A 22,120-nucleotide genomic window follows, 5' to 3' on the forward strand; every position below is an offset into this window, starting at 1 on the left:
GCCCCCAACAGCGCCCGCCCCAGTGGCGACCCCCAGTTGATCATCCCGCGCCCGGCATCCGCCTCATCCTCGCCCACCAACTGCACCTAGTGCTCCTGATCCTGCTCATCGACGAACCTGACCCGGCTACCGATCTGTACCTTGCTGCGCGACGTTGCGGCGGGCACCACTTGGGCGCTCTGCACCCGGGCGGCGAAGTAGCGGATATCCCGCTCCGTATCGGCCAGGCGCTGTTTGTCGCCCCGTTCGCCCTGGGCCTGAAGCTGGTTGCGCAAGGCGTTGAGCTCGGTTACGCGCTGTTGCAACTGGCGCAGGCCGTTGGCGGTGACATAGTTGGGCTGGTCGCTGACGCGCCGTTCCACTGGCTGGTCGGCCTGGGCGGCGGCGTGGTCTTCGTTGACGAATGCTCGGCTCATTGGGGCCTCCTTTTGCAGAAGACCACTGTGGCAGGTGCCGGGTTTCGGCGGATGTCCGTGCGCGCCCCGGTCCCGACCTGGCCGCGCCGTCAGCTGGGCTTCACTCAATAGTGATACCACTTCAGCTCGAGCATCACCTCGTTCTGCGCGCTGGCCAGGTGACTGAACTGCCGCGAAGCACTCAACCGCAACCCCAGGTTCTGGCTGATCTCCCATTGCTGGTTCAAGCTCACGCTGCGCCGCACCTCGCCATTGGTGAAATAGTCGCCCTTGGCCTCCAGGGTCATATTGCCCAGGCCGTTGCGCCACAGCAGCCCGCCATTGAAACCCGTTGCCGGCGCCACGAACTGGGCGAAGTCGTTGTGGTGCTCGACCCGCAATGTGCCCAGGGCAAAGCCCAGCAGGCCGTCCGCCAGTTGCCAGGTGCCACCGGCACCGCCGTTCACATGGCTGACCAGCACTTCGTCGTCATGCTTGCCCGGCACCCGCTCCAGGCCGCCAGCGACCTGCCAAGACCAGGGCTTGAGCAGCTCGTTGCGCGGTGTCAGCGAGCGAATGGTGGCCAGGTCCAGGCGCTGCACCTGCCAGTCGTTGCCCTCGTACTGGCGGACCTTGAGCTGGAGGATCTCGATCTGCGCACCCAATGGGAAGCCGTAGGCATTGTCGTTGAGGTCGTGGTAGGCCATGCGCAGGCCGTACTCGGCGTAGGCCCGGTCTTCGCGGGTGCCCACGCCCAGCTGCCAGGTGCGCGAGTCATGGCCGTCCTCCGGCAGCCCGGGGCGTTCGATCTGCAGCGGCGGCGGCGGGTTGCGATTGATCGCCCGCAGCAATTCGAAACTGCGCCGGGCCTGCTCGGGGTCGCGCTCCTGGCCGTTGGCCCGGTAGCGCTCCAGGCGGTATGCGGCATCCTGCACCAGGGCCTGGCGGTCGCGGGGCAGGGCGGTGAAATCGGTGGCCTGCAATTGCCCGGTATCGGCGCTGAGCGCCAGTACCTGGCGTTTTTCGGCATGGTCGAGCGGTTCGGCGCGCGCCAGCAATTCACGTTCGCGCGAGGGGCGGTAGTTGATGCTCGACACCAGCCCCGACTGTTTCACCGCCTTGACCGTGTCGGTGGGGATGGCGGTCAGCGGGAACTGCGAGGTCAGGTCCAGGCTCGGGCGCGCCACTTGCAGCAGTTCGAGCAGGCGGTAGGAGCAGTTTTCATCGAAGAAGAAGTAATCGAACTGGATCTGCTTGAGCTCCCACACGTGCTCGACCATGCGCCCGGTTTCTTCTGGTGTCAGGTCCAGCTGGTACTCCCACAGGTCGCGGTTTTCCAGGCTGCGGTATTCGGAGAGTTTCTCCTGGTAGGGCATCAGCGCGAACAGCCCGGGGTAGCCTCCCATCAGGCCCTTCCAGGCGTAGAGGATGCTGTTGTCGCTGCCTTCGATATAAGCGCCGAAGTTGATCGCGTAGCTCAGCAGTGTGGTGTCGTCGTTGCGGGTATTGGACTGGTCGATGCGCAGCAGGGTATGGCCGAACATCGATGACGGGCTGTTCAGGTAGGCCGCCGGGAAGATCAGCGCGGCGCTGTGCGGGTCGATCGATCGGTACCAGGTCTTGAACTCCTGGCAGTCCGGCTGCGGCAGGCCTTGCAGCCCAAGCTGCTCGCGCAACCAGCGGGTGCGTGCCGGGAATACGCACTGGGCATGCTTGTCGCCGAGACTGGCCGGGGCATACAGCGCCTCGACCGTGGCGCGCAGTTCCTGGTCAGGATGGTGAGCGCCGTCGGCGGCGAGGAAGAAGGCGTCATCGTCCACGTAGCTGCGCCAGCCGCCGAGCTTGGCGGTTTCATAATGGCCCAGGGCGATCCAGTAGGGGGTGTTGGCCAGTTGCCGAACACGGGCGTCATCCAGCACCGGCGCAGCATGAAGAGGGGCGCAGAACAACAGCGCCAGGGAAGCGAGGCGTTTGAGCATGAGGGCAACTACTTCTCAACGATGCCGAAGAAAAAGCGAAACCCGCCCCGATGTCGGGGCGGGAGATGCCGGACTCAGGCCTCGGTGGCGTACTTGGCCAGGCGTGGGTCGCTCTTCAGGACAGCCAGGGTGTTGGCGTGGACGGTTTCGGCGTTCACGTCGGCGCTGCTGAAGATCTGGTTGAAGTGCTGGTGGGTGACCGATGCGAAGTAGCCGCGGTCTTCAGGCGCGACGCCCAGCACCACCGCATAGGTGGTCAACGCTTCGCCTTGGCCCATGGCCATGTCTTCGGAAAGTTCGTTCATCATGCCATTCATGGCGAACCAGGATTTGCCGCCGTAGGTCAGCGCAGCCTTGGTGGAGCAGCCGTTGGTGCCGGAGGTCATGCCGAAGGTGGCGTTGCCGGAGGTGCCGTTGGTGGTGGAGGCCAGGAAGTGGGCCGGGGTGCCACGTTGGCCTTCGAACAACAGGTTACCCCAACCGCAGTTCGGGCCACCTGGCGCTTCGGCCATGGCGTTGAGGGAGACCACGGTGAACAGAGTACCCAGAAGAATCCGTTTCATAGCATTTGTTCTCTATTTGTCTTAACCAAGGGTCAGGTTTGTCTGGCAACTCGGTTGCCAGGCGGGAACGCGTTTTACCCACCCGCGCAGCTTGGAGTTTAGGCACGATCTAAAGGTTGCGTCGTTGATTGCGAAAAATTTGCTACATGCCCGGCCGCCACGGCTGCGACATAAAGTCCCGGGGAGCCTTGCAAGGCGCGCGCGGGCAGCGCCAGAATGCTGCGTATCGCCCCGCCGAAGTAAGGAAACCCAATGCCCGATCCCGTCGCTGCGCGCCTGCGTCTCGCGCCTGAAGCCCTGACCCGGCGTTTTTCCCCCGAGCAGTTTGCGTTTACCCATACCGACGATCTGGAGCCGTTTCGAGGTGTCCTGGGCCAGGAACGTGCTGTCGAGGCCCTGCAATTCGGCGTGGCCATGCCGCGCCCCGGTTACAACGTCTACGTGATGGGCGAGCCCGGCACCGGGCGCTTCTCGTTCGTCAAGCGCTACCTCAAGGCCGAGGGCAAGCGCCAGCAGACCCCGTCCGACTGGGTCTACGTCAACCACTACGACGACACCCGCGAACCCCGCGCGCTGGAGCTGCCCTCGGGTACCGCGCACGCCTTCATCGCCGACATGGGCGGGCTGATCGATAACCTGCTGGCCACCTTCCCCGCAGTGTTCGAACACCCGTCCTACCAGCAGAAGAAGGGCGCCATCGACCGCGCCTTCAACCAGCGCTACGACCGTGCCCTGGATGTGATCGAACGGGCCTCGCTGGAGAAGGACGTGGCCCTGTACCGCGACGCCAGCAACGTCGCCTTCACCCCCATGGCCGACGGCAAGGCGCTCGACGAGGCCGAGTTCGCCCAGTTGCCCGAGTCGGTGCGCGAACAGTTCCACGAGGACATCGCCGCCCTCGAGGAACGCCTCAACGAAGAGCTGGCCAGCCTGCCCCAGTGGAAGCGCGAATCGAACAACCAGCTGCGCCAGTTGAACGAAGAAACCATCACCCTGGCCCTGCAGCCGCTGCTGGCGCCGCTGTCGGAAAAATACGCCGAGAACGCCGCGGTGTGCGCCTACCTGCAGTCGGTGCAGTTGAACCTGCTGCGTACCGTGGTCGAGCAACTGGTCGATGACAGCAAGACCGACGCCGTGGCGCGCAAGCTGCTCGAGGAGCAGTACGCTCCCAGCCTGGTGGTCGGCCATCACGCCGACGGCGGCGCGCCGGTGGTCTTCGAGCCGCACCCGACCTACGACAACCTGTTCGGGCGTATCGAATACAGCACCGACCAGGGGGCGCTGTATACCTCGTACCGCCAGCTGCGCCCTGGCGCGCTGCACCGGGCCAATGGCGGTTTCCTGATCCTCGAAGCAGAGAAGATGCTCGGCGAGCCGTTCGTCTGGGATGCGCTCAAGCGGGCCCTGCAGTCGCGCAAGCTGAAGATGGAGTCGCCGCTGGGCGAGCTCGGCCGGGTCGCCACGGTGAGCCTGACGCCGCAGATGATCCCGCTCAAGGTCAAGCTGGTGATCATCGGCTCGCGCCAGCTGTACTACGCGCTGCAGGACCACGATCCGGACTTCCAGGAGATGTTCCGCGTGCTGGTCGACTTCGACGAAGACATGCCGATGGTCGACGAGAACCTCGAACAGTTCGCCCAGCTGTTGCGCACCCGCACCAACGAGGAGGGCATGGCGCCGCTGACCAGCGATGCCGTGGCGCGGCTGGCCACCTACAGCGCCCGCCTGGCGGAAAACCAGTCGCGTCTGTCGGCGCGCATCGGCGACCTGTTCCAGTTGGTCAGCGAGGCCGATTTCATCCGCCAGCTGGCCAGTGACGAGATGACCGACGCCGGGCACATCGAGCGGGCGCTCAAGGCCAAGGCCACGCGCACCGGCCGGGTTTCGCAGCGGGTACTCGACGACATGCTGGCCGGCATCATCCTGATCGACACCGAAGGCGCGGCGATCGGCAAGTGCAACGGCCTTACCGTGCTCGAGGTCGGTGACTCGGCGTTCGGCATGCCGGCGCGCATCTCGGCCACCGTGTACCCTGGCGGCAGCGGCATCGTCGATATCGAGCGCGAGGTCAACCTGGGCCAGCCGATCCACTCCAAGGGCGTGATGATCCTCACCGGCTACCTTGGCAGCCGCTACGCCCAGGAATTCCCCCTGGCGATCTCGGCGAGCATCGCCTTGGAGCAGTCCTATGGCTACGTCGATGGCGACAGTGCGTCGCTGGGCGAGGTGTGCACGCTGATCTCGGCCTTGTCGCGCACGCCGCTCAAGCAGTGCTTCGCCATCACCGGCTCGATCAACCAGTTCGGCGAAGTGCAGGCGGTAGGCGGGGTCAACGAGAAGATCGAAGGCTTCTTCCGCCTCTGCGAAGCGCGTGGCCTGACCGGTGACCAGGGGGTGATCATTCCGCGGGCCAACGTCGCCACGCTGATGCTCGACGAACGCGTGCTGCAGGCTGTCGAGGCCGGGCAGTTCCATGTCTATGCGGTGAAACAGGCCGACGAGGCGCTCAGCCTGCTGGTGGGCGAGGAGGCCGGTGTACTGGACGACCAGGGGCAGTTCACCGAGGGCAGCGTCAACGCCCGGGTGGTCGAGCGCTTGCGCGAAATCGCCGAGATGATCAGCGAGGAAGAAATCAAGGACGCCGAGAAGGAGCGCCTGGAGGAGATGGTGGCCCAGGCCAAGCCGGCCTGAGTCAAGAACCCGGCGCTGGCGGTCATGGCGACCGTTCAGCGCCGGTTTTCCAGCTGCGCCGTCGGTCTTCTATGCTGGAGCATAGGGACGGCAGTACGGTCAGGATGAAAACAGCCCGCTGGTGCGGGTTGAATTTCGCTTCGTGGAGGGGACGCGGCCATGCGCAACCTCAGCCTCACCCGCCAGTGCCTGGGCCTGGTGACCCGCATCGAATGCAGCATTCGCCCGCTGGCCGGTGACAACGGCATGTGGACGCTGCTGTTCGCCGCCGGCATGGCCGGCGAACAACCCTCGGCGATCAAGGCGCAAGGGCCGTTCCATGGGCCGCTGGTGGCCGAGTCGGTGCTCAACGCCATCGTCGACAGCCTGACCCTGCATGGCTACCAGGTGGCGGAGGACCCGCAGATCTGGTGCCTGCACCTGCAGGCGCAACTGCGGCGAATCAATGGCGAGCGCTGCCGCAATCTGGGGGACTACCAGTTCCATCCCGAAGGCTGAGGCACTCCGAGGCTGTTGCTGTCACAGGTGGCTGGCTATACTCGCCGTCGTTTTTTTGCCACCTGACGAGTCCCAACCCTCCATGGAACGTTTCCTCGAAAATGCGATGTATGCCTCGCGCTGGCTGCTCGCGCCCATCTACTTCGGCCTGTCCCTCGGCCTGCTGGCCCTGGCGCTGAAATTCTTCCAGGAAGTGGTCCACGTCCTGCCGAACGTCTTCGCCTTGAGCGAGGCGGACCTGATCCTGGTGATCCTCTCGCTGATCGATATGTCGCTGGTCGGCGGCCTGCTGGTGATGGTGATGATTTCCGGATACGAGAACTTCGTCTCGCAACTGGACATCGACGACAGCAAAGAGAAGCTCAACTGGCTGGGCAAGATGGACTCATCGTCGCTGAAGATGAAGGTCGCGGCCTCGATCGTGGCGATTTCCTCCATTCACCTGCTACGGGTGTTCATGGATGCCCAGAACATCTCCACCGACTACCTGATGTGGTACGTGATCATCCACATGACGTTCGTGGTGTCCGCCTTCTGCATGGGCTACCTGGACAAGCTGACCAAGCACTGAAGGTGCGCCTGGGATGGGCCGCATCTGACGAGCGGCGTCGGTAATCCCTTGTGAAATTGCCCGCCCTGTACAAAAAATGAGCACTCATGCGTGATCCCCTGCGTGAGGTGCTCTCATGAACCTGCATCAACTCAACACCGAGGCCCGGGCGGGCCATGTCGACGAACTCAACCTGATCGCCATCGAAGGGGGGGATTATCTGCTCGAAGCGCGGGTCAGTGGCCGTGCCCATCCGTTGGCCGACAATCGCGGCAAGCGCCTGCGGGTGCATTCGGTCGAGGACGCACGCCTGCTGCTGCAGGCGATTCCCCTGATGTCGATGAACCTGGTGCACTGGTCGGTGCAGGACGAGATGTGCGGCATGGGCACACACCCCGAAGAAGACCTCAAGGTGCCGATTTCCCAGCGTTCGGCCTGGTAGCTGCTTGCAGGCACCGCAGTGTGCTAGGCTGCTCGCCCTTTTCATCAAGGGCGCGGCTGCACTGCGCCCTGCAGTGGAGCACGACCATGTCCGAACTCAACCTGTCCACCGACGAAACCCGCGTCAGCTACGGCATCGGCCGCCAGCTGGGCGGCCAGCTGCGTGACAACCCGCCACCAGGCGTCAGCCTGGAAGCCATCCTGGCCGGCCTGACCGACGCCTTCAATGGCGCCGACAGCCGTGTCAGCGAAGCCGACCTGTCGGCCAGCTTCAAGGTCATCCGCGAAGTGATGCAAGCCGAAGCTGCCGCCAAGGCCGAAGCCGCCGCTGCCGCTGGCAAGGAATTCCTGGTCGAGAACGCCAAGCGTGACGGCATCACCACCCTGGCCTCGGGCCTGCAGTACGAAGTGCTGGCCGCCGGTGAAGGCGCCAAGCCGACTCGCGAGAGCAACGTACGTACCCACTACCACGGCACCCTGATCGACGGCACCGTGTTCGACAGCTCCTACGACCGTGGTCAGCCGGCCGAATTCCCGGTCGGTGGCGTGATCGCTGGTTGGACCGAAGCCCTGCAGCTGATGAACGCCGGCAGCAAATGGCGCCTGTACGTGCCGAGCGAGCTGGCCTACGGCGCCCAAGGCGTCGGCAGCATCCCGCCGCACAGCACCCTGGTGTTCGACGTCGAGCTGCTTGACGTTCTGTAATGCCACTGGGGCCGCTTTGCGGCCCATTCCGGCCGGTCCGGCGCCCCGGCAAGGCCGCTCCTACAGGGACATGCATTCCCATGTAGGAGCGGCCTTGTGCCGCGATCGAGGGCGAAGCCCTCGCCAGGTCGTCAGTTCCAATCTGTCCCCCCAGGGCGCAACGCCCGCGCATAGCAGAACAGAAACAGATTCCGCACCAGCTCCTTGAGCACGATCGGTTCGCTCGAACTCAGCCCGCTGAGGTCCAGGTCTCCCTGGTCGCGCAGTTCGTCCAGTGCTTCTTCCTCGAGCACCGCGCACACCTCACCGGTTTCCCGGTGCAGGATGCGCAGGTAGGGGTGGGGGCGGTCCAGCCAGGCGTCGATCAGATAAGTCATGGCTATTCTCCTTGGAAAGCTGTCCCAATGAGAATAATTCTTATTATCAAAATAGCAAGCGCCAATTGGCGGATTTTGTAATCAGACCTTACGCACGAACTCGGACTTCAGCTTCATGGCGCCGATGCCGTCGATCTTGCAGTCGATGTCGTGGTCGCCGTCGCACAGGCGGATGTTCTTGACCTTGGTGCCGACCTTGACCACCAGGGACGAGCCCTTGACCTTGAGGTCCTTGATCACGGTGACGGTGTCGCCGTCCTGCAGGACGTTGCCGACCGAGTCCTTCTTCACCACGTCGTCGCTGGCCGCCTCGGGTTCGCCGCTGGCCGACCACTCGTGGGCACACTCGGGGCAGATCAGCTGGGTGCCGTCCTCGTAGGTGTATTCGGAGTTGCATTTGGGGCAGGGGGGCAGCGTGCTCACTTCGGTTCCTTAAACAGACGGGGGGGTTAAAGCCCACATTGTATAAGGTTTTGCTGGCGAAGTGTTTTTGTCCGTACAAAAGCTTCGCGGGTAAACCCGCTCCTACAGGCTGCGCGATCCCTGTAGGAGCGGGTTTACCCGCGAAGAATCCAGCTCGGTCTGTCAGTGCGTACGCGCTACCGCAAACTCGCTCAGCTCGACCAAGGCATCCCGGTATTCGCTGGCCGGCAGCACTTCCAGGCACTCGATCGCCCGCTTGACGTACTCCCGCGCAAGCTCCGCGGTGTACTTCAGCGCACCGGATGCCTTCACCGCCTCGCGAATCTGCTCCAGGTCTTCCAGGCCACCCTTCTGGATCGCCTTGCGCACCAGCGCCGCCTGCTCCGGCGTGCCTTCGCGCATGGTGTAGATCAGCGGCAGGGTCGGCTTGCCCTCGGCCAGGTCGTCGCCGACGTTCTTGCCCAGGGCCTCGGCATCACCTTCGTAGTCGAGCAGGTCGTCGACCAGCTGGAAGGCGACCCCCAGGTGGTCGCCGAAGGTGCGCAGGGCTTCGCGCTGCGCATCGGTACCGCCGGCCAGGGCTGCGGCGCTGTGGGTCGAGGCTTCGAACAGCATCGCGGTCTTGCCGCGGATGACGTCCATGTAGACCTCCTCGGTGGTGCTGGCATCGCGCACGCGCGACAACTGCAGTACCTCGCCCTCGGCGATCACCCGGGTGGCCTTGGAGAGGATCTGCATGACCGGCATCGAACCCAGTTCGACCATCATCTCGAACGAGCGCGAATACAGGAAGTCGCCCACCAGCACGCTTGGCGCGTTGCCCCACAGGGCATTGGCGGTGGAGCGGCCACGGCGCATGCCCGACATGTCGACCACGTCGTCGTGCAGCAGGGTGGCGGTGTGCAGGAATTCGATGGTCGCGGCCAGCAGGCGCAGGTCGTCGCCCTCGCGGCCCAGGGCCTTGCCGCACAGCAGCACCAGCAGTGGGCGCAGGCGCTTGCCGCCAGCGGACGTGATATAGTCGCCGATCTTCGATACCAGCGGCACGCGCGAGGTCAGCTGCTTCTTGATGATCTCGTCGACGGCGCTGAAGTCGTCAGCTACCGCGCGGTAGAAGGTTTGGGGTTGCATCGGCTGCTCCATTGAGGTTGCGCGGCATGCTAGGTCGCGGGTACCGGTGTGTCAAGGCACGCTGCCCGTGGCCCGGGGCCGCCACTTGCAAGCAAAACCCGGGTTGCGTACAATCGCGCACCCTAACTTCCTGGGCAGCACCTGCCTTACGCAATTGCACCGGGCCGTTCCAGCCCAGTGCAGCCATGCCAGCCAATACTCATCATATAAAGCGCTGGGTGAGCAGGATTATCGGAGAAATACCATGTCTTACGCAGTAATCGTTACCGGCGGCAAGCAGTACAAAGTCGCTGAAGGTGAATTCCTCAAGGTCGAGAAGCTGGAAGTCGCCACCGGCGAATCCGTGACTTTCGACCGCGTTCTGCTGGTTGCCAACGGTGAAGAAGTCACCATCGGCGCACCAGTCGTCGCCGGCGCTAAAGTGGTTGCCGAAGTCGTTTCGCAAGGTCGTCACGATAAAGTACGCATCATCAAGTTCCGTCGCCGTAAGCACCACATGAAGCGTATGGGCCACCGCCAGTGGTTCACCGAGATCAAAATCACCGGTATCCAGGCTTAATCCCCTAGGTCCCCTGAATTTATTTGGAGAATTGAACCATGGCTCACAAGAAGGCTGGTGGTAGTACTCGTAACGGTCGCGACTCAGAATCGAAACGCCTTGGCGTGAAGATGTATGGCGGCCAGGTCATCAAGCCAGGCAACATCATCGTCCGTCAGCGCGGCACCGAATTCCACGCTGGCTACGGCGTTGGCATGGGCAAGGACCACACCTTGTTCGCCAAGATCGAAGGCGTGATCAAGTTCGAGAAGAAAGGCGAGTTCATGCGCCGTTACGTGAGCATCGTCGCCGCTTAATCGCGACGTCGCTCCAGAAGCCCCGTCATGCGACGGGGCTTTTTCGTTTGTGGTGAGCCTCTTGCAAAGCTGTTCGTATGGGCTGCCGGCGTTGGTTTCTACGGTCGTACGGGGCCGCCGCGCTCATTTTTGCAAGAGCCTCAGGGTTTGTGTCATTCAGCTCGTCGGTCGACGAGAGGCGGTTTTAGATGAAGTTTGTTGACGAAGTATCGATTCGGGTAAAGGCCGGTGACGGCGGTAACGGTTGCATGAGCTTCCGCCGCGAGAAGTTCATCGAGAACGGTGGCCCCAACGGTGGCGACGGTGGTGACGGCGGTTCGGTGTACATGGTCGCCGACGAAAACCTCAACACCCTGGTGGACTACCGCTATACCCGTCACCACGAGGCCCAGCGTGGCTCCAATGGTGGCAGCACCGATTGCACCGGCAAGAAGGGTGAAGACCTGTTCCTGCGTGTACCGGTGGGCACCACGGTGATCGATGCCACCACCCAGGAAGTGATCGGTGACCTGATCGCCCCCGGCCAGAAGCTGATGGTCGCCCAGGGCGGCTGGCACGGGTTGGGCAACACGCGCTTCAAGTCCAGTACCAACCGCGCCCCGCGCCAGACCACGCCAGGCAAGCCGGGCGACCAGCGTGACCTGAAGATGGAGCTCAAGGTGCTGGCCGACGTCGGCCTGCTGGGCTTGCCGAACGCCGGCAAGAGCACCTTCATCCGCTCGGTCTCGGCCGCCAAGCCGAAAGTCGCCGACTACCCGTTCACCACCCTGGTGCCGAACCTGGGCGTGGTCAGCGTCGACCGCTGGAAGAGCTTCGTCATCGCCGACATTCCAGGCTTGATCGAAGGCGCTTCCGATGGTGCCGGCCTGGGTATCCGCTTCCTCAAGCACCTGGCCCGTACCCGTGTGCTGCTGCACCTGGTCGACCTGGCGCCGTTGGATGAAAGCAGCCCGGCCGATGCCGCCGAAGTCATCCTCAACGAGCTGACCCAGTTCAGCCCGTCGCTGGTCGAGCGCGAGCGTTGGCTGGTGCTGAACAAGTGCGACATGCTGATGGACGACGAGCGCGACGAGCGGGCCAAGGAAGTCATCGAGCGCCTGCAGTGGGAAGGCCCGGTATACATGATCTCGGCCATCGCCAAGCAGGGCACCGAGCAACTCAGCCACGACCTGATGCGCTACCTCGAAGAGCGCGCCGACCGCCTGGCCAACGACCCGGCCTACGCCGAAGAGCTGGCCGACCTCGACCAGCGTATCGAGGACGAAGCCCGTGCCCAGCTGCAGGCGCTGGACGACGCGCGTACCCTGCGCCGTACCGGCGTCAAGAGCGTGCACGACATCGGCGACGACGATGGTTGGGACGATGATTTCGAGGACGACGAAGACGGTCCGGAAATCATTTACGTGCGCGACTGATCGGTTGCAGTACACTAAACGCCGCTCACTGGAGCGGCGTTTTTGTATCTACGGTATCTACAGATTCGACATAGGTTGGAAGAAGATGCGAAGCAAGGTGACAGGCGCCAAGCGCTGGGTCGTGAAGATCGGCAGCGCCCTGCTGACGGCCGATGGCAAGGGCCTCGACCGCGGCGCCATGGCCGTTTGGGTCGAGCAGATGGTGGCATTGCGGGAAGCGGGCGTTGAACTGGTACTGGTTTCCTCCGGGGCCGTGGCCGCTGGCATGAGCCAGTTGGGCTGGACCTCGCGACCGAGCGCGATGAACGAGCTGCAGGCTGCCGCCTCGATCGGCCAGATGCGCCTGGTGCAGGCCTGGGAGTCGAGCTTCGGCGAGCACGGCAAGCACACCGCGCAAATCCTCCTGACCCATGACGACCTGTCCGACCGCAAGCGTTACCTCAACGCCCGCAGCACCCTGCGTACCTTGGTCGACCTGGGCGTGGTGCCGGTGATCAACGAGAACGACACGGTGGTCACCGACGAGATCCGCTTCGGTGACAACGACACCCTCGCGGCGCTGGTGGCCAACCTGGTCGAGGCCGACCTGCTGGTGATTCTCACCGACCGCGACGGCATGTTCGATGCCGACCCGCGCAACAACCCCGAGGCCCAGCTGATCTACGAGGCCCGTGCCGACGATCCGGCGCTGGACGCCGTGGCCGGCGGTACCGGTGGTGCCCTGGGCCGTGGCGGCATGCAGACCAAGCTGCGCGCCGCGCGCCTGGCCGCCCGTTCCGGTGCCCATACCATCATCATCGGTGGGCGCATCGAGCGCGTGCTCGACCGCCTCAAGGCTGGCGAGCGCCTGGGCACGTTGCTGTCGCCCGAGCGCGGCATGCTCGCGGCGCGCAAGCAATGGCTGGCCGGCCACCTGCAGACCCGTGGCACCCTGGTGCTCGACGCCGGTGCCGTGCAGGCCCTGCGCCAGGCCAACAAGAGTCTGCTGCCGGTCGGCGTGAAGACCGTGCAGGGCAGCTTCCGCCGTGGCGAGATGGTGGTCTGCGTGGGCCCGGACGGGCTCGAAGTCGCCCGTGGCCTGGCCAACTACAGCGCCCTGGAAGCGCAGAAGATCATTGGCCAACCGTCCGATGCGATCGAGTCGGCACTGGGCTACATCGCCGAGCCGGAGCTGGTGCACCGCGACAACCTGGTGCTGGTATGAAGTCGCTCAAGCGTGTGATCGCCCTGGCAGCTTTGGCGCTGCCCATGCTGGCTGGCGCCGAGGAAATCGGCCAGGTTTCCACCGTGTTCAAGTTCCTCGGGCCGAACGACCGCATCGTGGTCGAGGCGTTCGACGATCCCAAGGTCGAGGGTGTGACTTGCTACCTGTCGCGGGCCAAGACTGGCGGGGTCAAGGGTGGCTTGGGGTTGGCCGAGGACCGTGCCGAGGCCTCGATTGCCTGCCGTCAGGTCGGGCCGATCAACTTCAAGGGTGAGCTGAAGGATGGCGAGGAGGTGTTCAAGGAGCGCACCTCGCTGGTGTTCAAGACCATGCAGGTGGTGCGTTTTCTCGACAAGAAGCGCAACACGTTGGTGTACCTGGTGTACAGCGACCGCATGATCGAGGGCAGCCCGCAGAATGCGGTGACGGCGATTCCGATCCTGCCTTGGGCGCAGTGATAGGTTTTCAGATGCTGGGAGGCCTTTGGCCTCCATCGCGGCGCAAGGCCGCTCCTACAGGGGAATGCATATCCCTGTAGGAGCGGCCTTGTGCCGCGATGGGCCGCAAAGCGGCCCCGGCTATCTCAAGCCAACTCTTCAGCCTCATCCTCACGCACGATCGCCTTCACCTCATCCAGACGGCTGATGAACTTCCAGTCCGCTTCGTCGATGTAGATGCCATTCGGCCCGCTGCCACCTTCCAGGTCGATCGCCACCCGCGCCGACACCTGCGGCTTGACGCTCGCCAGGATCGGCACGAAGCCCAGCTGCAGGCTGGTTTCCAGCAGTGCCGCCTGGTTGCGTTCGTCGATGTCCGCGGCCTCGTCGAGGTAGTAGGGCAGGCGAATACGCCCGGCCAGGTCGCGGTCCATCAGGTGCAGCAACAGGTACATGTTGGTCAGCGCCTTGATGGTCATGGTGGTGCCGTTGGACGCGGCGCCGTCGATGTCGGCGTGGATCACCGGCTGGCTATTGATCTTGGTGATCTCGAAGGCCAGCTCGAACAGGTCCTTGAGGCCCAGCTGGTTGTGGTTGGCCGCCACCAGCCGTGCCAGGTATTCCTTGGCCTCTTCGTTCTTGTGATCCTGCTCGGCACTCTGGGTCAGGTCGAACACCGACAGGGTCTCGCCTTCCTCGTACTGGCCAGCGCTGTGGATGATCTGGTCGATGTGCTTGAGCGCTTCCTTGTTCGGCGCCAGGACCACGCGGAAGCTTTCCAGGTTGGACACCTGGCGCTTGTTGATCTCGCGGTTGAACAGCGCCAGCTGGTGCTCGAGGCTGTCGTAGTCGCTGCGGATGTTGCGCAGGGTCCGGGCGATGTCGGTCACTGCGGCGCGGCGCGCCTTGGCCAGGGTCAGGGCCTCGTCGGTGCGGTGGGCATAGGCGTTCACCAGCAGCTGCAGGCGGCGCTCCATGTCGTCTTCGCTGTCGAACTTGGCCACGCCCTTTAGGCGCACCTGGGCGTACAGCGCCTCGATCTGGTTGTCGACCCGCTGCAGGCTCTGCCAGGCGTCCTGGTAGTCGTTGAGCAGCGGCAGCAGGTTGTCCATCGAGTCGTCGATGGCTTCCATGAACGGCGTGCCGAACGGCAGGTCGGCCGGCAGCAGCTGGCGGCGGCGCAGGGCGTCTTCGAGGGTGCGTTGCTTGGCTTCGAGGTCGGCGATCTGGCGGCCCACCAGCTGCAGCTTGGCCGACAGCTGCTGGACGCGCTCGGTGAAGGCGTCGCTGGAGCGCTTGAGTTCGTCCTGGGCGGCTTCCAGTTGCGCCAGTTGCTCGAGCTTCTCCGGCTCTTCGGCCGACAAAGTCTCGCTGCGGCGGTAGTCTTCCAGGGCTTTCTGCGCGTCCAGCACCTGCTGGTACAGCGCTTCGGTCTGGGCCTTGGAGGCGGTGCGGTCCGCGGCGACCGACTGCTGGGTCTTGAGCTGCTTGAGCTCTTTCTCCAGGCGCTCCTTCTGGTCGCGCAGGGCGGCGCGGTCGGCCAGGGCCTGCAGCGCCGGCGGGTCGATGTGCGACAGGTCGATGGAGATGCCTGGCGCCTCGAAGCGTTCGCCCTTGAAGCTGTCGAGCACCGCCTCGAGGGATTTCACCCACAGGTCGCTGTCGTCCAGTTCGATGCCGCGATCACCCAGCGGCAGGCTGAACAGCGCGCCGTTGAACAGGCGCATCAGGCGGTCGACGTCTTGTTGCGAGAACTCTTCGCGCAGGCGGGCGTAGCTGTTGTTGTCGGCGTGGTCGAGCTGCTGCTTGACCTGCTTGACGCGTTTTTCCAGGTCGCGCACACGCTCGTCGAGGTCTTCGGCAGAGAACTGCCGTGACTGGGCGAGGGCACCGGCCAGCTCGTCGTGGGCGTCCTTGGCCGCCAGCAGTGCCTGTTCCAGCACCTTGGCGTCCTCGACCAGGGCGAAGCGGTGCTTGAGCACCGACAGCTCGCCAAGCCAGCGCTGGATGCCGGTGATCTCACGCTCCAGGCGCATCAGCTCCTGGGTGCCGCCGCGTTGGTCGTTCTGCAGGCGGTCCTGCTCGCCGCGGAAGTGCTCGGCCTGGATGACCAGCTCTTCCTTGCGCGCCATGGCGTATTCCTGCCAGGTACCCAACAGGTTGTCGAGCACGGGCGAGAGACGGTGCAGCTTGCCGCGCAGAATGTCGCGCTGGGCCACGCCGCCGGCCAGGGCCTCGACCAATGGGCCTGCGGCGACCAGGGCGTTGTAGTCCTGCTCCATGCGGCGCACGTCGCGGAAGGCCTCCTCGCAGGCGGCGATGTAGTCGACGCTGCCCGAGCGCAGGCTGTGCTCGAAGGCGTCGAGGAACAGCTGCTTGAGCTTGGCGGCGGTGATCTCACGCATGTGCAGCAGGTTGATGAACAGCGCGCGGAAGGTCTTCAAGCTCTGCTCGCTGGTCGAGCGCAGCGGAATCAGGGTCAGGTCCAGCGGCACCGAGGTGTGGCCGCCGACCAGCAGCCGGCGCAGTTCGTCCGGCTTGAGCTCGTAGGCCTTCAGGCCCAGGCGCTCGAGGTTGGTGAACAACTCCTTCTGGCGCAGGCAGGTGTCGTTCTTCTGGTAGTGGGCCAGGTCCAGTTCGCCCTTGTAGGCGAAGAACTGGTGGCCGAAGCCGCCACCGGGGCCGCGACCGACCACGCCGATCACGTGCGGGCCGTGGGGCAGGTTCAGCTCGCAGAGAATGTACGAAGTGTCGCTGGCGAAATAGAACCGGCGCGATTGCTCCAGGCTGTACTTGCCGAAGCTCATGTCGGACATGCGCGCCAGGATCGGGAACTGCAAGGCGTTGATCGATGCCGATTTACCCAGGTTGTTGGCGCCGTAGACCGACAGCGGGTGCTCCAGGGGGAACAGGCCGAGGCTGTAGCCGGCGGTGTTGAGCAGTGCGAAGCGGCGGATGCCGTAGCGTTCCTGGCTCATGCGTCAATCTCCTGTTGCTCTTCGCGAATCGCCCGGGCCAGGGCGTCCTCTTCGCTTTCTTCGCCCTCGAACGGGCTGAGGTCGAGCGGGTCGTCGGTACGGTTGAGTTGTTCGGGGCTTTCTTCCTCCACCAGCACCGGGGTTGGCAGTGGCAGGTCGCTGTGCAGGCTGGCAGCCAGGTCGCGGTCCTGCTGCACCGACAGGCACACATCGAGGAACCGGTGCATCGGCGGCAGGAAGCGGTAGATGCCGCCTTCTTCGTGGGCGAAGCCGAGCTGGGTCATGCGGCGCATGATCTTTTCTTCCAGCTCGTCGACGGTCTGCACTTCGGCCTGCAGGAACAGGTCGCGGTACTTGTCCAGTAGCGAAGGCAGCTCGTCGCGGCCGATGCTGCCGCCGTCGAGCACGGCCATCGGGTCGCGGCCCTGGTCGGCCAGGTGCTCGACCAGGATGAAGGTGAACAGCGACAGGCGCTGTGCGGTCTTGTTGACCTGCGCGGCGGCCTGCTCGGGGACGAAGTAGTAGAAGCCGCGGGTGTCGCACACCAGCTCGAAGCCCAGGGCCTTGAACAGGGTGCGGTACTGGTCCTGGAAGTTCGACAGCTGGGCGTACATTTCAGGGTCGCGGCGGCTGACGTGGAAGCCCTTGAACAGCTCGCGGAAGATCGGCGCGAGCTGGGGCAGTTCGGAGAGATCAAGATGCATTGGCTGGGCTCGCGTTGGTTTCAGGTTGCGCTTCGCGGCTGGACGTCAGGGCGAAGGAGCGCAGGCTGACCAGGTGTTCCTGGGTGCTGTACTCGCGGCGCTCGAGGCGCTCGCGCTTGAAGCGTTTCTCACGCGACAGGCGCGAGAACCAGTACAGCAATTCGTCGGTGGCGCCCTCGGGCTCCTGGTCCAGCAGCCAGACCATCAGGTCGGGCAGCGGCAGGGCGTCCTCGCAGCGCTCGAGCATTTCCTTGACCGTGCGCGGCGCGCGCGGCAGGGGGCCTTTCTGGGCCTTGTGCGCCTTGGGGAAGCGCGCCGGCTTGGGCTCGAAGCGGGCCAGGGCGTAGACGTACGCCTCGACCTGGCTGGCGCTGCCGAGGAAGGTGCTCTGCGGGCGGGTGAACAGCGGCATGGCGGCCTGTGGCACGGCGTCGATGCCCTTGCGCCGGATCACCGACAGGGCCAGCGCGGCGCCACGGGTCACGGCGTTGTGCCGGCGCGCTTCCTCGCGCAACGGCAGCAGCAGTTCGCGGGCATGGCGCAGGGTCAGCTGGGCGCTGGTCTGCATTTCGAGGATGCGCGCATGGGTGCGCAGCAGCATGTCGTCGTCGACCAGGTGGCCCAGGCGGGCCTGCTCGCCGAGCAGTTTCAGCAGCACGGTCTCGACCTTGCGCACGCCCTGCTCGAAGGCGCCGTCGGCGTTGACCAGCTGGATCATCGGCTCGACGTACTCATCCCAGGTGGCCAGGACTTCTGCATAGCGCTGGCGCAGCGGGATCTGCCGGTTGCTGGTCTTGGCCCGCTCGGCCACGGCGACCAGGGCCTGTTCGTCGTTGTCGAGCTTCTTGAGCACGTCGCGCACGCGCATGTCGAGCAGGCGCAGCTGGCGCGCCAGGTCGTCGCTGTCGCGGTTGTCGAAGGCGTCCTGGATATGCCCGGCCAGGCGCTCGAGGTGGCGCAGGTAGGCTTCGATCTCCAGGCACAGGCCCAGGCGGTGTTCGCGGCGCAGGTAGGCGAGGAAGTCGTGGATCTGGGCATTGAGCTCGAAGCGGTTCGGGCTCTTGGCCACCGGCACGAGGATGTCCAGGCGGATCCACACATCGAGCAGCTGGGTGATGTCCTGCGGGGTGCTTTCCACCTGCTGGCGGCCCAGTTGCTGGCGCAGCTCGACCAGGCTCAGGGTGCCCTGGTCGAAACGCTCGCACAGCGGCTCGATGAGGGCCCAGTGTTCGGCTAGGGCGCGCAGGACGCGCTTGGGTTCGATCATTGGCGTCGACTCGTTGCCAAGTAAAAGGGGGCGATTGTACTGCATCCTAGGGGGAGGATTTCACCCCTTGGTCTGTAATGAGGCATAACCCTCGCTGCGGTGGGGGATTTGCTGGCCTTTTCGCGGGTAAACCCGCTCCTACAGGCTGTGCGCAGATCCCTGTAGGAGCGGGTTTACCCGCGAATAGGCCGGTCCAGGCAGCAATTTTCTGCCGACCTGTTGCGGCGCTGGCCCTCCAACGGCGTTAGAATGCCCGACTGACTTCACCCCCCGGATACCCGTGCCTTGCTAACCGAGCCCCGCCGCCGCGCCTACCTTTCCGCCATGCAAGTGGTGCATTGGCTGCCGCGTGCCGAACTGCCGTTCGCTGCGCCCTCGCGCCCCGAGCTGCTGCTGCCTCAGGCACCGGTCGAGGAGATCGATTTCGAGCCTCGGCCAGCGGCGCCCGTCGCCAGCGAGGCAGCGGTCGCGCCGCAGGCGCGTTCCGTGGAGCGTCCGAAGATCGAGGTCCCGCGCCCTGCCAGCCTGGCCAAGCCCGCTGCCAAGGTGGCCGAGGCCGAGCAGGAGGCCCCCGCCCCACGCCCAGCCCCGGTGCCGCCACCGCGCTTCGCCTTGCAGCTTTTGCGTGCCGGGCGTTGCCTGCTGCTGGTGGAGCTCGCCACCGGCCAGCCGTTCCAGAGCCGCGACCCGTCCTACCTGCTGCTCAAGGACATGCTGCGCGCCGCCGGCCTGCCCGATGCCCCGCAGATCATCGGCGAGCCGGTGCGTTGGCCGTTGCTGGTGCGTGGCAACATGGACCAGGGCCCGGATGCGGCCCGTGATTTTGTCCAGGGCTTCATCCAGGCGCGCCTGGAAGAGTCGCCCAGTGCCTGCCTGTGGCTGATCGGTCTGCCGGCCCTGCGCTTTGCCGGCAATGTCGAGGCCGAGGCCTACTACCAAGAACTCAAGGTCGACGGCCTCGGCGATGCCTGGGCCGTGCCAGGCCTTGAACTGTTGATGGACGAGCCGCAGCGCAAGGCGGACGTCTGGAAAGCCATGCGCCAGCTGATGGCGCGCTGGAAGAGCGTTGAATGAGTGACTCGATCAGTTTCCGCCCGATGACCGAGGCGGATCTGGATGCCGTGCTTAAAATCGAATATGCCGCGTTCAGTCATCCCTGGACCCGGGGGATTTTCCAGGACGCGCTCAAGTCCTACGAAGTCTGGTTGATGTTCGACGGCCAGCAACAGGTGGGCCACGGGGTGATCAACGTGATCATCGACGAGGCGCACCTGCTCAACATCACCGTCAAGCCCGAGAACCAGGGCTGCGGCCTGGGCCTGCGCCTGCTTGAGCACCTGATGGCCCGAGCCTTCCAGCTCAATGGACGCGAATGCTTCCTCGAAGTGCGCGCCAGCAACCAATCGGCCTATCGCCTGTACGAGCGCTACGGATTCAACGAGATAGGCCGCCGCCGCGATTACTACCCGATCGCCGGTGGCCGCGAAGATGCCCTGGTCATGGCTTGCACCCTGCTCGAAGAGTGACTTGACTGCTTCTCAGTGCTCGCGCGCCTGGCGCGGGCGGGGGAGGGGCGATGCGCAGGATGGTGCTGGCGGCAATGATCGTGGCGGGCGCGGCTCAGGCTGACGAGCGCGACCTGTGGATGTTCGCCCAGTGGGCGGGGGATCACCAGACTCGGCCGTTTCGCGAAATGCTGGTGGATGCCCGGCTCTACGGCGTGGTGCCGATTCACCAACTGCTGCGCTCGGCCTCGGACTGGAAGCAATGCCACGCTTCGCCGTTCGCGGTGCCGCCGGTCGGCAACTGGCCCGCAGTGCGCTCGACCCTGTCGCTGGTGCAGACCCTGGGTCGAGAGGGCATCCTGGGTGAATTCGAAGTGGTATCGGCTTACCGCGACCCGCCACTGAATCGCTGCGCCGGTGGCGCGGTGGCCAGCGCCCATACCCGCGCCTTCGCTGTCGATATCCTGTTGCCCGCCTGGGCCGATCCCAATCCATTGTGCCGGTTCTGGCAGCAGTATGGGCAGACCTGGAACATGGGCTTGGGCCGCTATCCGAGTGGGCGCATCCATCTCGATACTGCGGGTTACCGGACCTGGGGTGGCGATGGCGGTGCCGAGTCGTCGTTCTGCGTGAAGCGCAAACCGGCCGGTTAGTGTTTTCTGCAGGCAAAGAAAAAGGGCTTACCTTGCGGTAAGCCCTTTGACTTGTTTGGTGGCTACACAGGGACTTGAACCCCGGACCCCAGCATTATGAATGCTATGCTCTAACCAACTGAGCTATGTAGCCGATGGCGCGCATTATTCTCTTGCGGCGCCTTGCTGTCAACACTCATTCGAAAAAAAATTTGCACGCTTTCAAAAACTTAGCCGCCGGGCACTGCTTCAGCGGGCGATCAGCCATTGGCCGAGCAGGCTGTGCAGTTGCAAGTGCTGCTCCGCAGCCAGCTTGGCCAGGGTTTCTTCGCTGCGGTCGAGGTTGAAGGTTCCCGATACCCGCCGATAGACGGCCTGTTCGTTCCACAGTGCCAGGCGCTGGCCCTGGTGGCCGGCAAGGCGTTCCAGCACATCGCCCAGAGGCATGTCGTGGGCTTGCAGATAACCCTTGCGCCAGGCGATTGCGGCCGCGGCGTCGGTTTTTTTCACCGCGTCGATATGGGCGTCGTTGAAGGTGACCCGTTCGCCACTGGAAACCATGCGCTGGTCGCCGCCCTGGATGACCATGGCCTTGCCGCTCAGGACCGTCAGTTCGTTATAGCCAGCGTGCCGGGCGACCGTCAGCCGGGTGCCGTACACCTGGATGCGCGCATCGGCGACTTCGATCTCCATCGCACGGCCATCGAGCATCACTTCCACGTCGACCTGGCCCTGCACCAGGTGCAGCAGCCGGGTGCGCCCGCGCAGGTCGACGTTCATGGCGCTGGCGCTGTCCAGGTGCAGGGTCGAGCCATCGGTCAGGCGCACACTGCGCCGCTCGCCGACGTCGGTGTGCAGTTCGCTGCCCAGGCGCTGCATCAGCGGCCAGTACAGGTAGGCCAACGCGCCGAGTACCAGCAGGAACAACAGTGCCAGGCATTTGCCCAGCCGGCTGCGACGCGCCTTGATCAGCCGCGGTCGAGGGCGGGCAGGCGGTGCGGGCTGCAATTGCTGCCAGCAGGCCTCGAGCTCGGCATAGGCATGGGCATTGAGCGGGTCCTGGCACCAGGCACCGAAGGCCTGGCGCGTCTGCGCGTCGCAACCCGGCTGGCGCAGCACTGAAAACCAGCGCAGTGCCTCTTGTTGAGGATCGGGTTGGGGCTGGGGCTGCACGGCGGACATAGGGCTCATGGCGACGGCTCGCTGAAGGTGGGCGTTTCGCCCAGCGATAACGGAGTGACAGGCTGAGGATGCTAAATATATTGAGAACCATTTACAAGTATGTAGGGCGTGAGCGGCAAATAAAGGTAGCTATGTATCTATTTGTTTCCCGATAATCGGATCCCAACCCGCGGACGGAGAACAAAGCC

22 protein-coding genes, 1 tRNA gene and 1 pseudogene are annotated in these 22,120 nt (G+C 64.5%); 13 read left to right on the top strand and 11 right to left on the bottom strand.

The features are described from left to right. The 3 genes and pseudogenes from IAE37_RS13640 to IAE37_RS13650 all read right to left on the bottom strand — a co-directional run. Nucleotides 1-416: pseudogene (locus IAE37_RS13640) on the bottom strand (GreA/GreB family elongation factor); the annotation flags it as partial. A gap of 104 nt (nucleotides 417-520) precedes the next feature. Beyond that, nucleotides 521-2,374 carry an Lnb N-terminal periplasmic domain-containing protein gene (locus tag IAE37_RS13645; protein WP_201174420.1) on the bottom strand — a complete coding sequence of 618 codons (1,854 nt, stop codon included), beginning with the start codon at nucleotides 2,372-2,374 and terminating at the stop codon, nucleotides 521-523. Between the two features lie 74 nt (nucleotides 2,375-2,448). Further along, a complete protein-coding gene (locus IAE37_RS13650) occupies nucleotides 2,449-2,937 on the bottom strand; it encodes a DUF3015 domain-containing protein (protein WP_133331165.1) in 489 nt (162 codons plus the stop codon). A gap of 252 nt (nucleotides 2,938-3,189) precedes the next feature. Between IAE37_RS13650 and IAE37_RS13655 the strand changes: the two genes are divergently transcribed. The 5 genes from IAE37_RS13655 (at nucleotide 3,190) to IAE37_RS13675 (ending at nucleotide 7,822) form a co-directional block, all read left to right on the top strand. Then, nucleotides 3,190-5,628, top strand: a complete 2,439-nt coding sequence (locus IAE37_RS13655; RefSeq protein ID WP_201174421.1) for a Lon protease family protein — start codon at nucleotides 3,190-3,192, stop codon at nucleotides 5,626-5,628. Nucleotides 5,629-5,787: 159 nt separating this feature from the next. Continuing rightward, entirely contained in the window at nucleotides 5,788-6,126 is a 339-nt protein-coding gene (locus IAE37_RS13660) for a PA4575 family protein (RefSeq protein ID WP_201174423.1), read from the top strand. A gap of 82 nt (nucleotides 6,127-6,208) precedes the next feature. Then, entirely contained in the window at nucleotides 6,209-6,697 is a 489-nt protein-coding gene (locus tag IAE37_RS13665) for a TIGR00645 family protein (protein ID WP_133331171.1), read from the top strand. 115 nt (nucleotides 6,698-6,812) lie between these two features. Further along, nucleotides 6,813-7,118, top strand: coding sequence for a DUF6482 family protein (locus IAE37_RS13670; RefSeq protein ID WP_136916691.1), 306 nt, complete (start codon nucleotides 6,813-6,815; stop codon nucleotides 7,116-7,118). Nucleotides 7,119-7,204: 86 nt separating this feature from the next. Further along, nucleotides 7,205-7,822 (top strand): FKBP-type peptidyl-prolyl cis-trans isomerase, encoded by a 618-nt coding sequence (locus IAE37_RS13675; protein ID WP_201174425.1) that lies wholly within the window; start codon nucleotides 7,205-7,207, stop codon nucleotides 7,820-7,822. A 131-nt stretch (nucleotides 7,823-7,953) separates the two neighbouring features. Here IAE37_RS13675 and IAE37_RS13680 read toward each other — a convergent pair whose 3' ends face one another. From IAE37_RS13680 to IAE37_RS13690, 3 genes are all read right to left on the bottom strand, one after another. Then, complete coding sequence (locus tag IAE37_RS13680) at nucleotides 7,954-8,199, bottom strand: PA4570 family protein (RefSeq protein WP_201174426.1); 246 nt, start codon at nucleotides 8,197-8,199, stop codon at nucleotides 7,954-7,956. A gap of 81 nt (nucleotides 8,200-8,280) precedes the next feature. After that, entirely contained in the window at nucleotides 8,281-8,622 is a 342-nt protein-coding gene (locus tag IAE37_RS13685; RefSeq protein WP_133331179.1) for a zinc ribbon domain-containing protein YjdM, read from the bottom strand. Nucleotides 8,623-8,784: 162 nt separating this feature from the next. After that, a complete protein-coding gene (locus tag IAE37_RS13690; RefSeq protein WP_201174427.1) occupies nucleotides 8,785-9,753 on the bottom strand; it encodes a polyprenyl synthetase family protein in 969 nt (322 codons plus the stop codon). Between the two features lie 244 nt (nucleotides 9,754-9,997). Here IAE37_RS13690 and rplU point away from each other — a divergent pair, with 244 nt between their 5' ends. The 5 genes from rplU to IAE37_RS13715 all read left to right on the top strand — a co-directional run bounded on the left by rplU (nucleotide 9,998) and on the right by IAE37_RS13715 (nucleotide 13,685). Further along, nucleotides 9,998-10,312 carry a 50S ribosomal protein L21 gene (gene rplU, locus IAE37_RS13695; protein ID WP_023533254.1) on the top strand — a complete coding sequence of 105 codons (315 nt, stop codon included), beginning with the start codon at nucleotides 9,998-10,000 and terminating at the stop codon, nucleotides 10,310-10,312. 38 nt (nucleotides 10,313-10,350) lie between these two features. After that, on the top strand, nucleotides 10,351-10,608 hold the full coding sequence (rpmA, locus tag IAE37_RS13700; protein ID WP_003247464.1) for a 50S ribosomal protein L27: 258 nt from the start codon (nucleotides 10,351-10,353) through the stop codon (nucleotides 10,606-10,608). A gap of 188 nt (nucleotides 10,609-10,796) precedes the next feature. Then, on the top strand, nucleotides 10,797-12,023 hold the full coding sequence (gene cgtA / locus IAE37_RS13705) for an Obg family GTPase CgtA (protein ID WP_201174428.1): 1,227 nt from the start codon (nucleotides 10,797-10,799) through the stop codon (nucleotides 12,021-12,023). A gap of 85 nt (nucleotides 12,024-12,108) precedes the next feature. Next, nucleotides 12,109-13,227, top strand: coding sequence for a glutamate 5-kinase (gene proB, locus IAE37_RS13710; RefSeq protein ID WP_201174429.1), 1,119 nt, complete (start codon nucleotides 12,109-12,111; stop codon nucleotides 13,225-13,227). After that, on the top strand, nucleotides 13,224-13,685 hold the full coding sequence (locus IAE37_RS13715) for a CreA family protein (protein WP_201174430.1): 462 nt from the start codon (nucleotides 13,224-13,226) through the stop codon (nucleotides 13,683-13,685). Before proB ends, IAE37_RS13715 begins: the two co-directional genes overlap by 4 nt. A gap of 125 nt (nucleotides 13,686-13,810) precedes the next feature. Here the strand turns inward: IAE37_RS13715 and mksF are convergent, their stop codons facing one another. From mksF to mksB, 3 genes are read right to left on the bottom strand one after another with little or no spacing between them, the layout of a single operon-like run. Beyond that, the gene (mksF, locus tag IAE37_RS13720) at nucleotides 13,811-16,642 is read right to left on the bottom strand and encodes an Mks condensin complex protein MksF (protein WP_201174431.1); all 2,832 of its coding nucleotides are present in this window, start codon (nucleotides 16,640-16,642) and stop codon (nucleotides 13,811-13,813) included. Further along, a complete protein-coding gene (gene mksE / locus IAE37_RS13725) occupies nucleotides 16,639-17,346 on the bottom strand; it encodes an Mks condensin complex protein MksE (protein ID WP_201174433.1) in 708 nt (235 codons plus the stop codon). The genes mksF and mksE overlap by 4 nt, the downstream gene beginning before the upstream one ends. Beyond that, on the bottom strand, nucleotides 17,336-18,613 hold the full coding sequence (gene mksB, locus IAE37_RS13730) for an Mks condensin complex protein MksB (RefSeq protein WP_201174434.1): 1,278 nt from the start codon (nucleotides 18,611-18,613) through the stop codon (nucleotides 17,336-17,338). The genes mksE and mksB overlap by 11 nt, the downstream gene beginning before the upstream one ends. A 285-nt stretch (nucleotides 18,614-18,898) precedes the next feature. Between mksB and IAE37_RS13735 the strand changes: the two genes are divergently transcribed. The 3 genes from IAE37_RS13735 to IAE37_RS13745 are packed head-to-tail and all read left to right on the top strand — an operon-like array spanning nucleotide 18,899 to nucleotide 20,771. After that, complete coding sequence (locus IAE37_RS13735; protein ID WP_201174435.1) at nucleotides 18,899-19,687, top strand: energy transducer TonB; 789 nt, start codon at nucleotides 18,899-18,901, stop codon at nucleotides 19,685-19,687. Further along, nucleotides 19,684-20,139 (top strand): ribosomal protein S18-alanine N-acetyltransferase, encoded by a 456-nt coding sequence (gene rimI / locus IAE37_RS13740; RefSeq protein ID WP_201174436.1) that lies wholly within the window; start codon nucleotides 19,684-19,686, stop codon nucleotides 20,137-20,139. Before IAE37_RS13735 ends, rimI begins: the two co-directional genes overlap by 4 nt. A gap of 50 nt (nucleotides 20,140-20,189) precedes the next feature. Continuing rightward, nucleotides 20,190-20,771, top strand: coding sequence for a D-Ala-D-Ala carboxypeptidase family metallohydrolase (locus IAE37_RS13745; protein ID WP_201174437.1), 582 nt, complete (start codon nucleotides 20,190-20,192; stop codon nucleotides 20,769-20,771). A gap of 56 nt (nucleotides 20,772-20,827) precedes the next feature. Here IAE37_RS13745 and IAE37_RS13750 read toward each other — a convergent pair. Beyond that, nucleotides 20,828-20,904, bottom strand: a tRNA-Met gene (locus IAE37_RS13750). A 95-nt stretch (nucleotides 20,905-20,999) separates the two neighbouring features. Then, nucleotides 21,000-21,941: a FecR family protein gene (locus tag IAE37_RS13755; protein ID WP_201174438.1), complete on the bottom strand. Its 942-nt coding sequence runs from the start codon at nucleotides 21,939-21,941 to the stop codon at nucleotides 21,000-21,002. Between the last annotated feature and the right edge of the window lie 179 nt (nucleotides 21,942-22,120).

The organism is Pseudomonas sp. S31 (genome assembly GCF_016648105.1).
GTDB lineage: Bacteria > Pseudomonadota > Gammaproteobacteria > Pseudomonadales > Pseudomonadaceae > Aquipseudomonas.

Bases quoted from the DNA above. Each gene is read 5' to 3' on its own strand.
- IAE37_RS13745 (WP_201174437.1), top strand. From the start codon at position 20,190: ATGCGCAGGATGGTGCTGGCGGCAATGATCGTGGCGGGCGCGGCTCAG.
- cgtA (WP_201174428.1), top strand. From the start codon at position 10,797: ATGAAGTTTGTTGACGAAGTATCGATTCGGGTAAAGGCCGGTGACGGC.
- IAE37_RS13645 (WP_201174420.1), bottom strand. From the start codon at position 2,374: ATGCTCAAACGCCTCGCTTCCCTGGCGCTGTTGTTCTGCGCCCCTCTT.
- IAE37_RS13690 (WP_201174427.1), bottom strand. From the start codon at position 9,753: ATGCAACCCCAAACCTTCTACCGCGCGGTAGCTGACGACTTCAGCGCC.
- IAE37_RS13665 (WP_133331171.1), top strand. From the start codon at position 6,209: ATGGAACGTTTCCTCGAAAATGCGATGTATGCCTCGCGCTGGCTGCTC.
- IAE37_RS13755 (WP_201174438.1), bottom strand. From the start codon at position 21,941: ATGAGCCCTATGTCCGCCGTGCAGCCCCAGCCCCAACCCGATCCTCAA.
- IAE37_RS13715 (WP_201174430.1), top strand. From the start codon at position 13,224: ATGAAGTCGCTCAAGCGTGTGATCGCCCTGGCAGCTTTGGCGCTGCCC.
- rplU (WP_023533254.1), top strand. From the start codon at position 9,998: ATGTCTTACGCAGTAATCGTTACCGGCGGCAAGCAGTACAAAGTCGCT.
- IAE37_RS13670 (WP_136916691.1), top strand. From the start codon at position 6,813: ATGAACCTGCATCAACTCAACACCGAGGCCCGGGCGGGCCATGTCGAC.
- mksB (WP_201174434.1), bottom strand. From the start codon at position 18,613: ATGATCGAACCCAAGCGCGTCCTGCGCGCCCTAGCCGAACACTGGGCC.
- rpmA (WP_003247464.1), top strand. From the start codon at position 10,351: ATGGCTCACAAGAAGGCTGGTGGTAGTACTCGTAACGGTCGCGACTCA.
- rimI (WP_201174436.1), top strand. From the start codon at position 19,684: ATGAGTGACTCGATCAGTTTCCGCCCGATGACCGAGGCGGATCTGGAT.
- IAE37_RS13680 (WP_201174426.1), bottom strand. From the start codon at position 8,199: ATGACTTATCTGATCGACGCCTGGCTGGACCGCCCCCACCCCTACCTG.
- proB (WP_201174429.1), top strand. From the start codon at position 12,109: ATGCGAAGCAAGGTGACAGGCGCCAAGCGCTGGGTCGTGAAGATCGGC.
- IAE37_RS13660 (WP_201174423.1), top strand. From the start codon at position 5,788: ATGCGCAACCTCAGCCTCACCCGCCAGTGCCTGGGCCTGGTGACCCGC.
- IAE37_RS13675 (WP_201174425.1), top strand. From the start codon at position 7,205: ATGTCCGAACTCAACCTGTCCACCGACGAAACCCGCGTCAGCTACGGC.
- IAE37_RS13655 (WP_201174421.1), top strand. From the start codon at position 3,190: ATGCCCGATCCCGTCGCTGCGCGCCTGCGTCTCGCGCCTGAAGCCCTG.
- mksE (WP_201174433.1), bottom strand. From the start codon at position 17,346: ATGCATCTTGATCTCTCCGAACTGCCCCAGCTCGCGCCGATCTTCCGC.
- IAE37_RS13650 (WP_133331165.1), bottom strand. From the start codon at position 2,937: ATGAAACGGATTCTTCTGGGTACTCTGTTCACCGTGGTCTCCCTCAAC.
- mksF (WP_201174431.1), bottom strand. From the start codon at position 16,642: ATGAGCCAGGAACGCTACGGCATCCGCCGCTTCGCACTGCTCAACACC.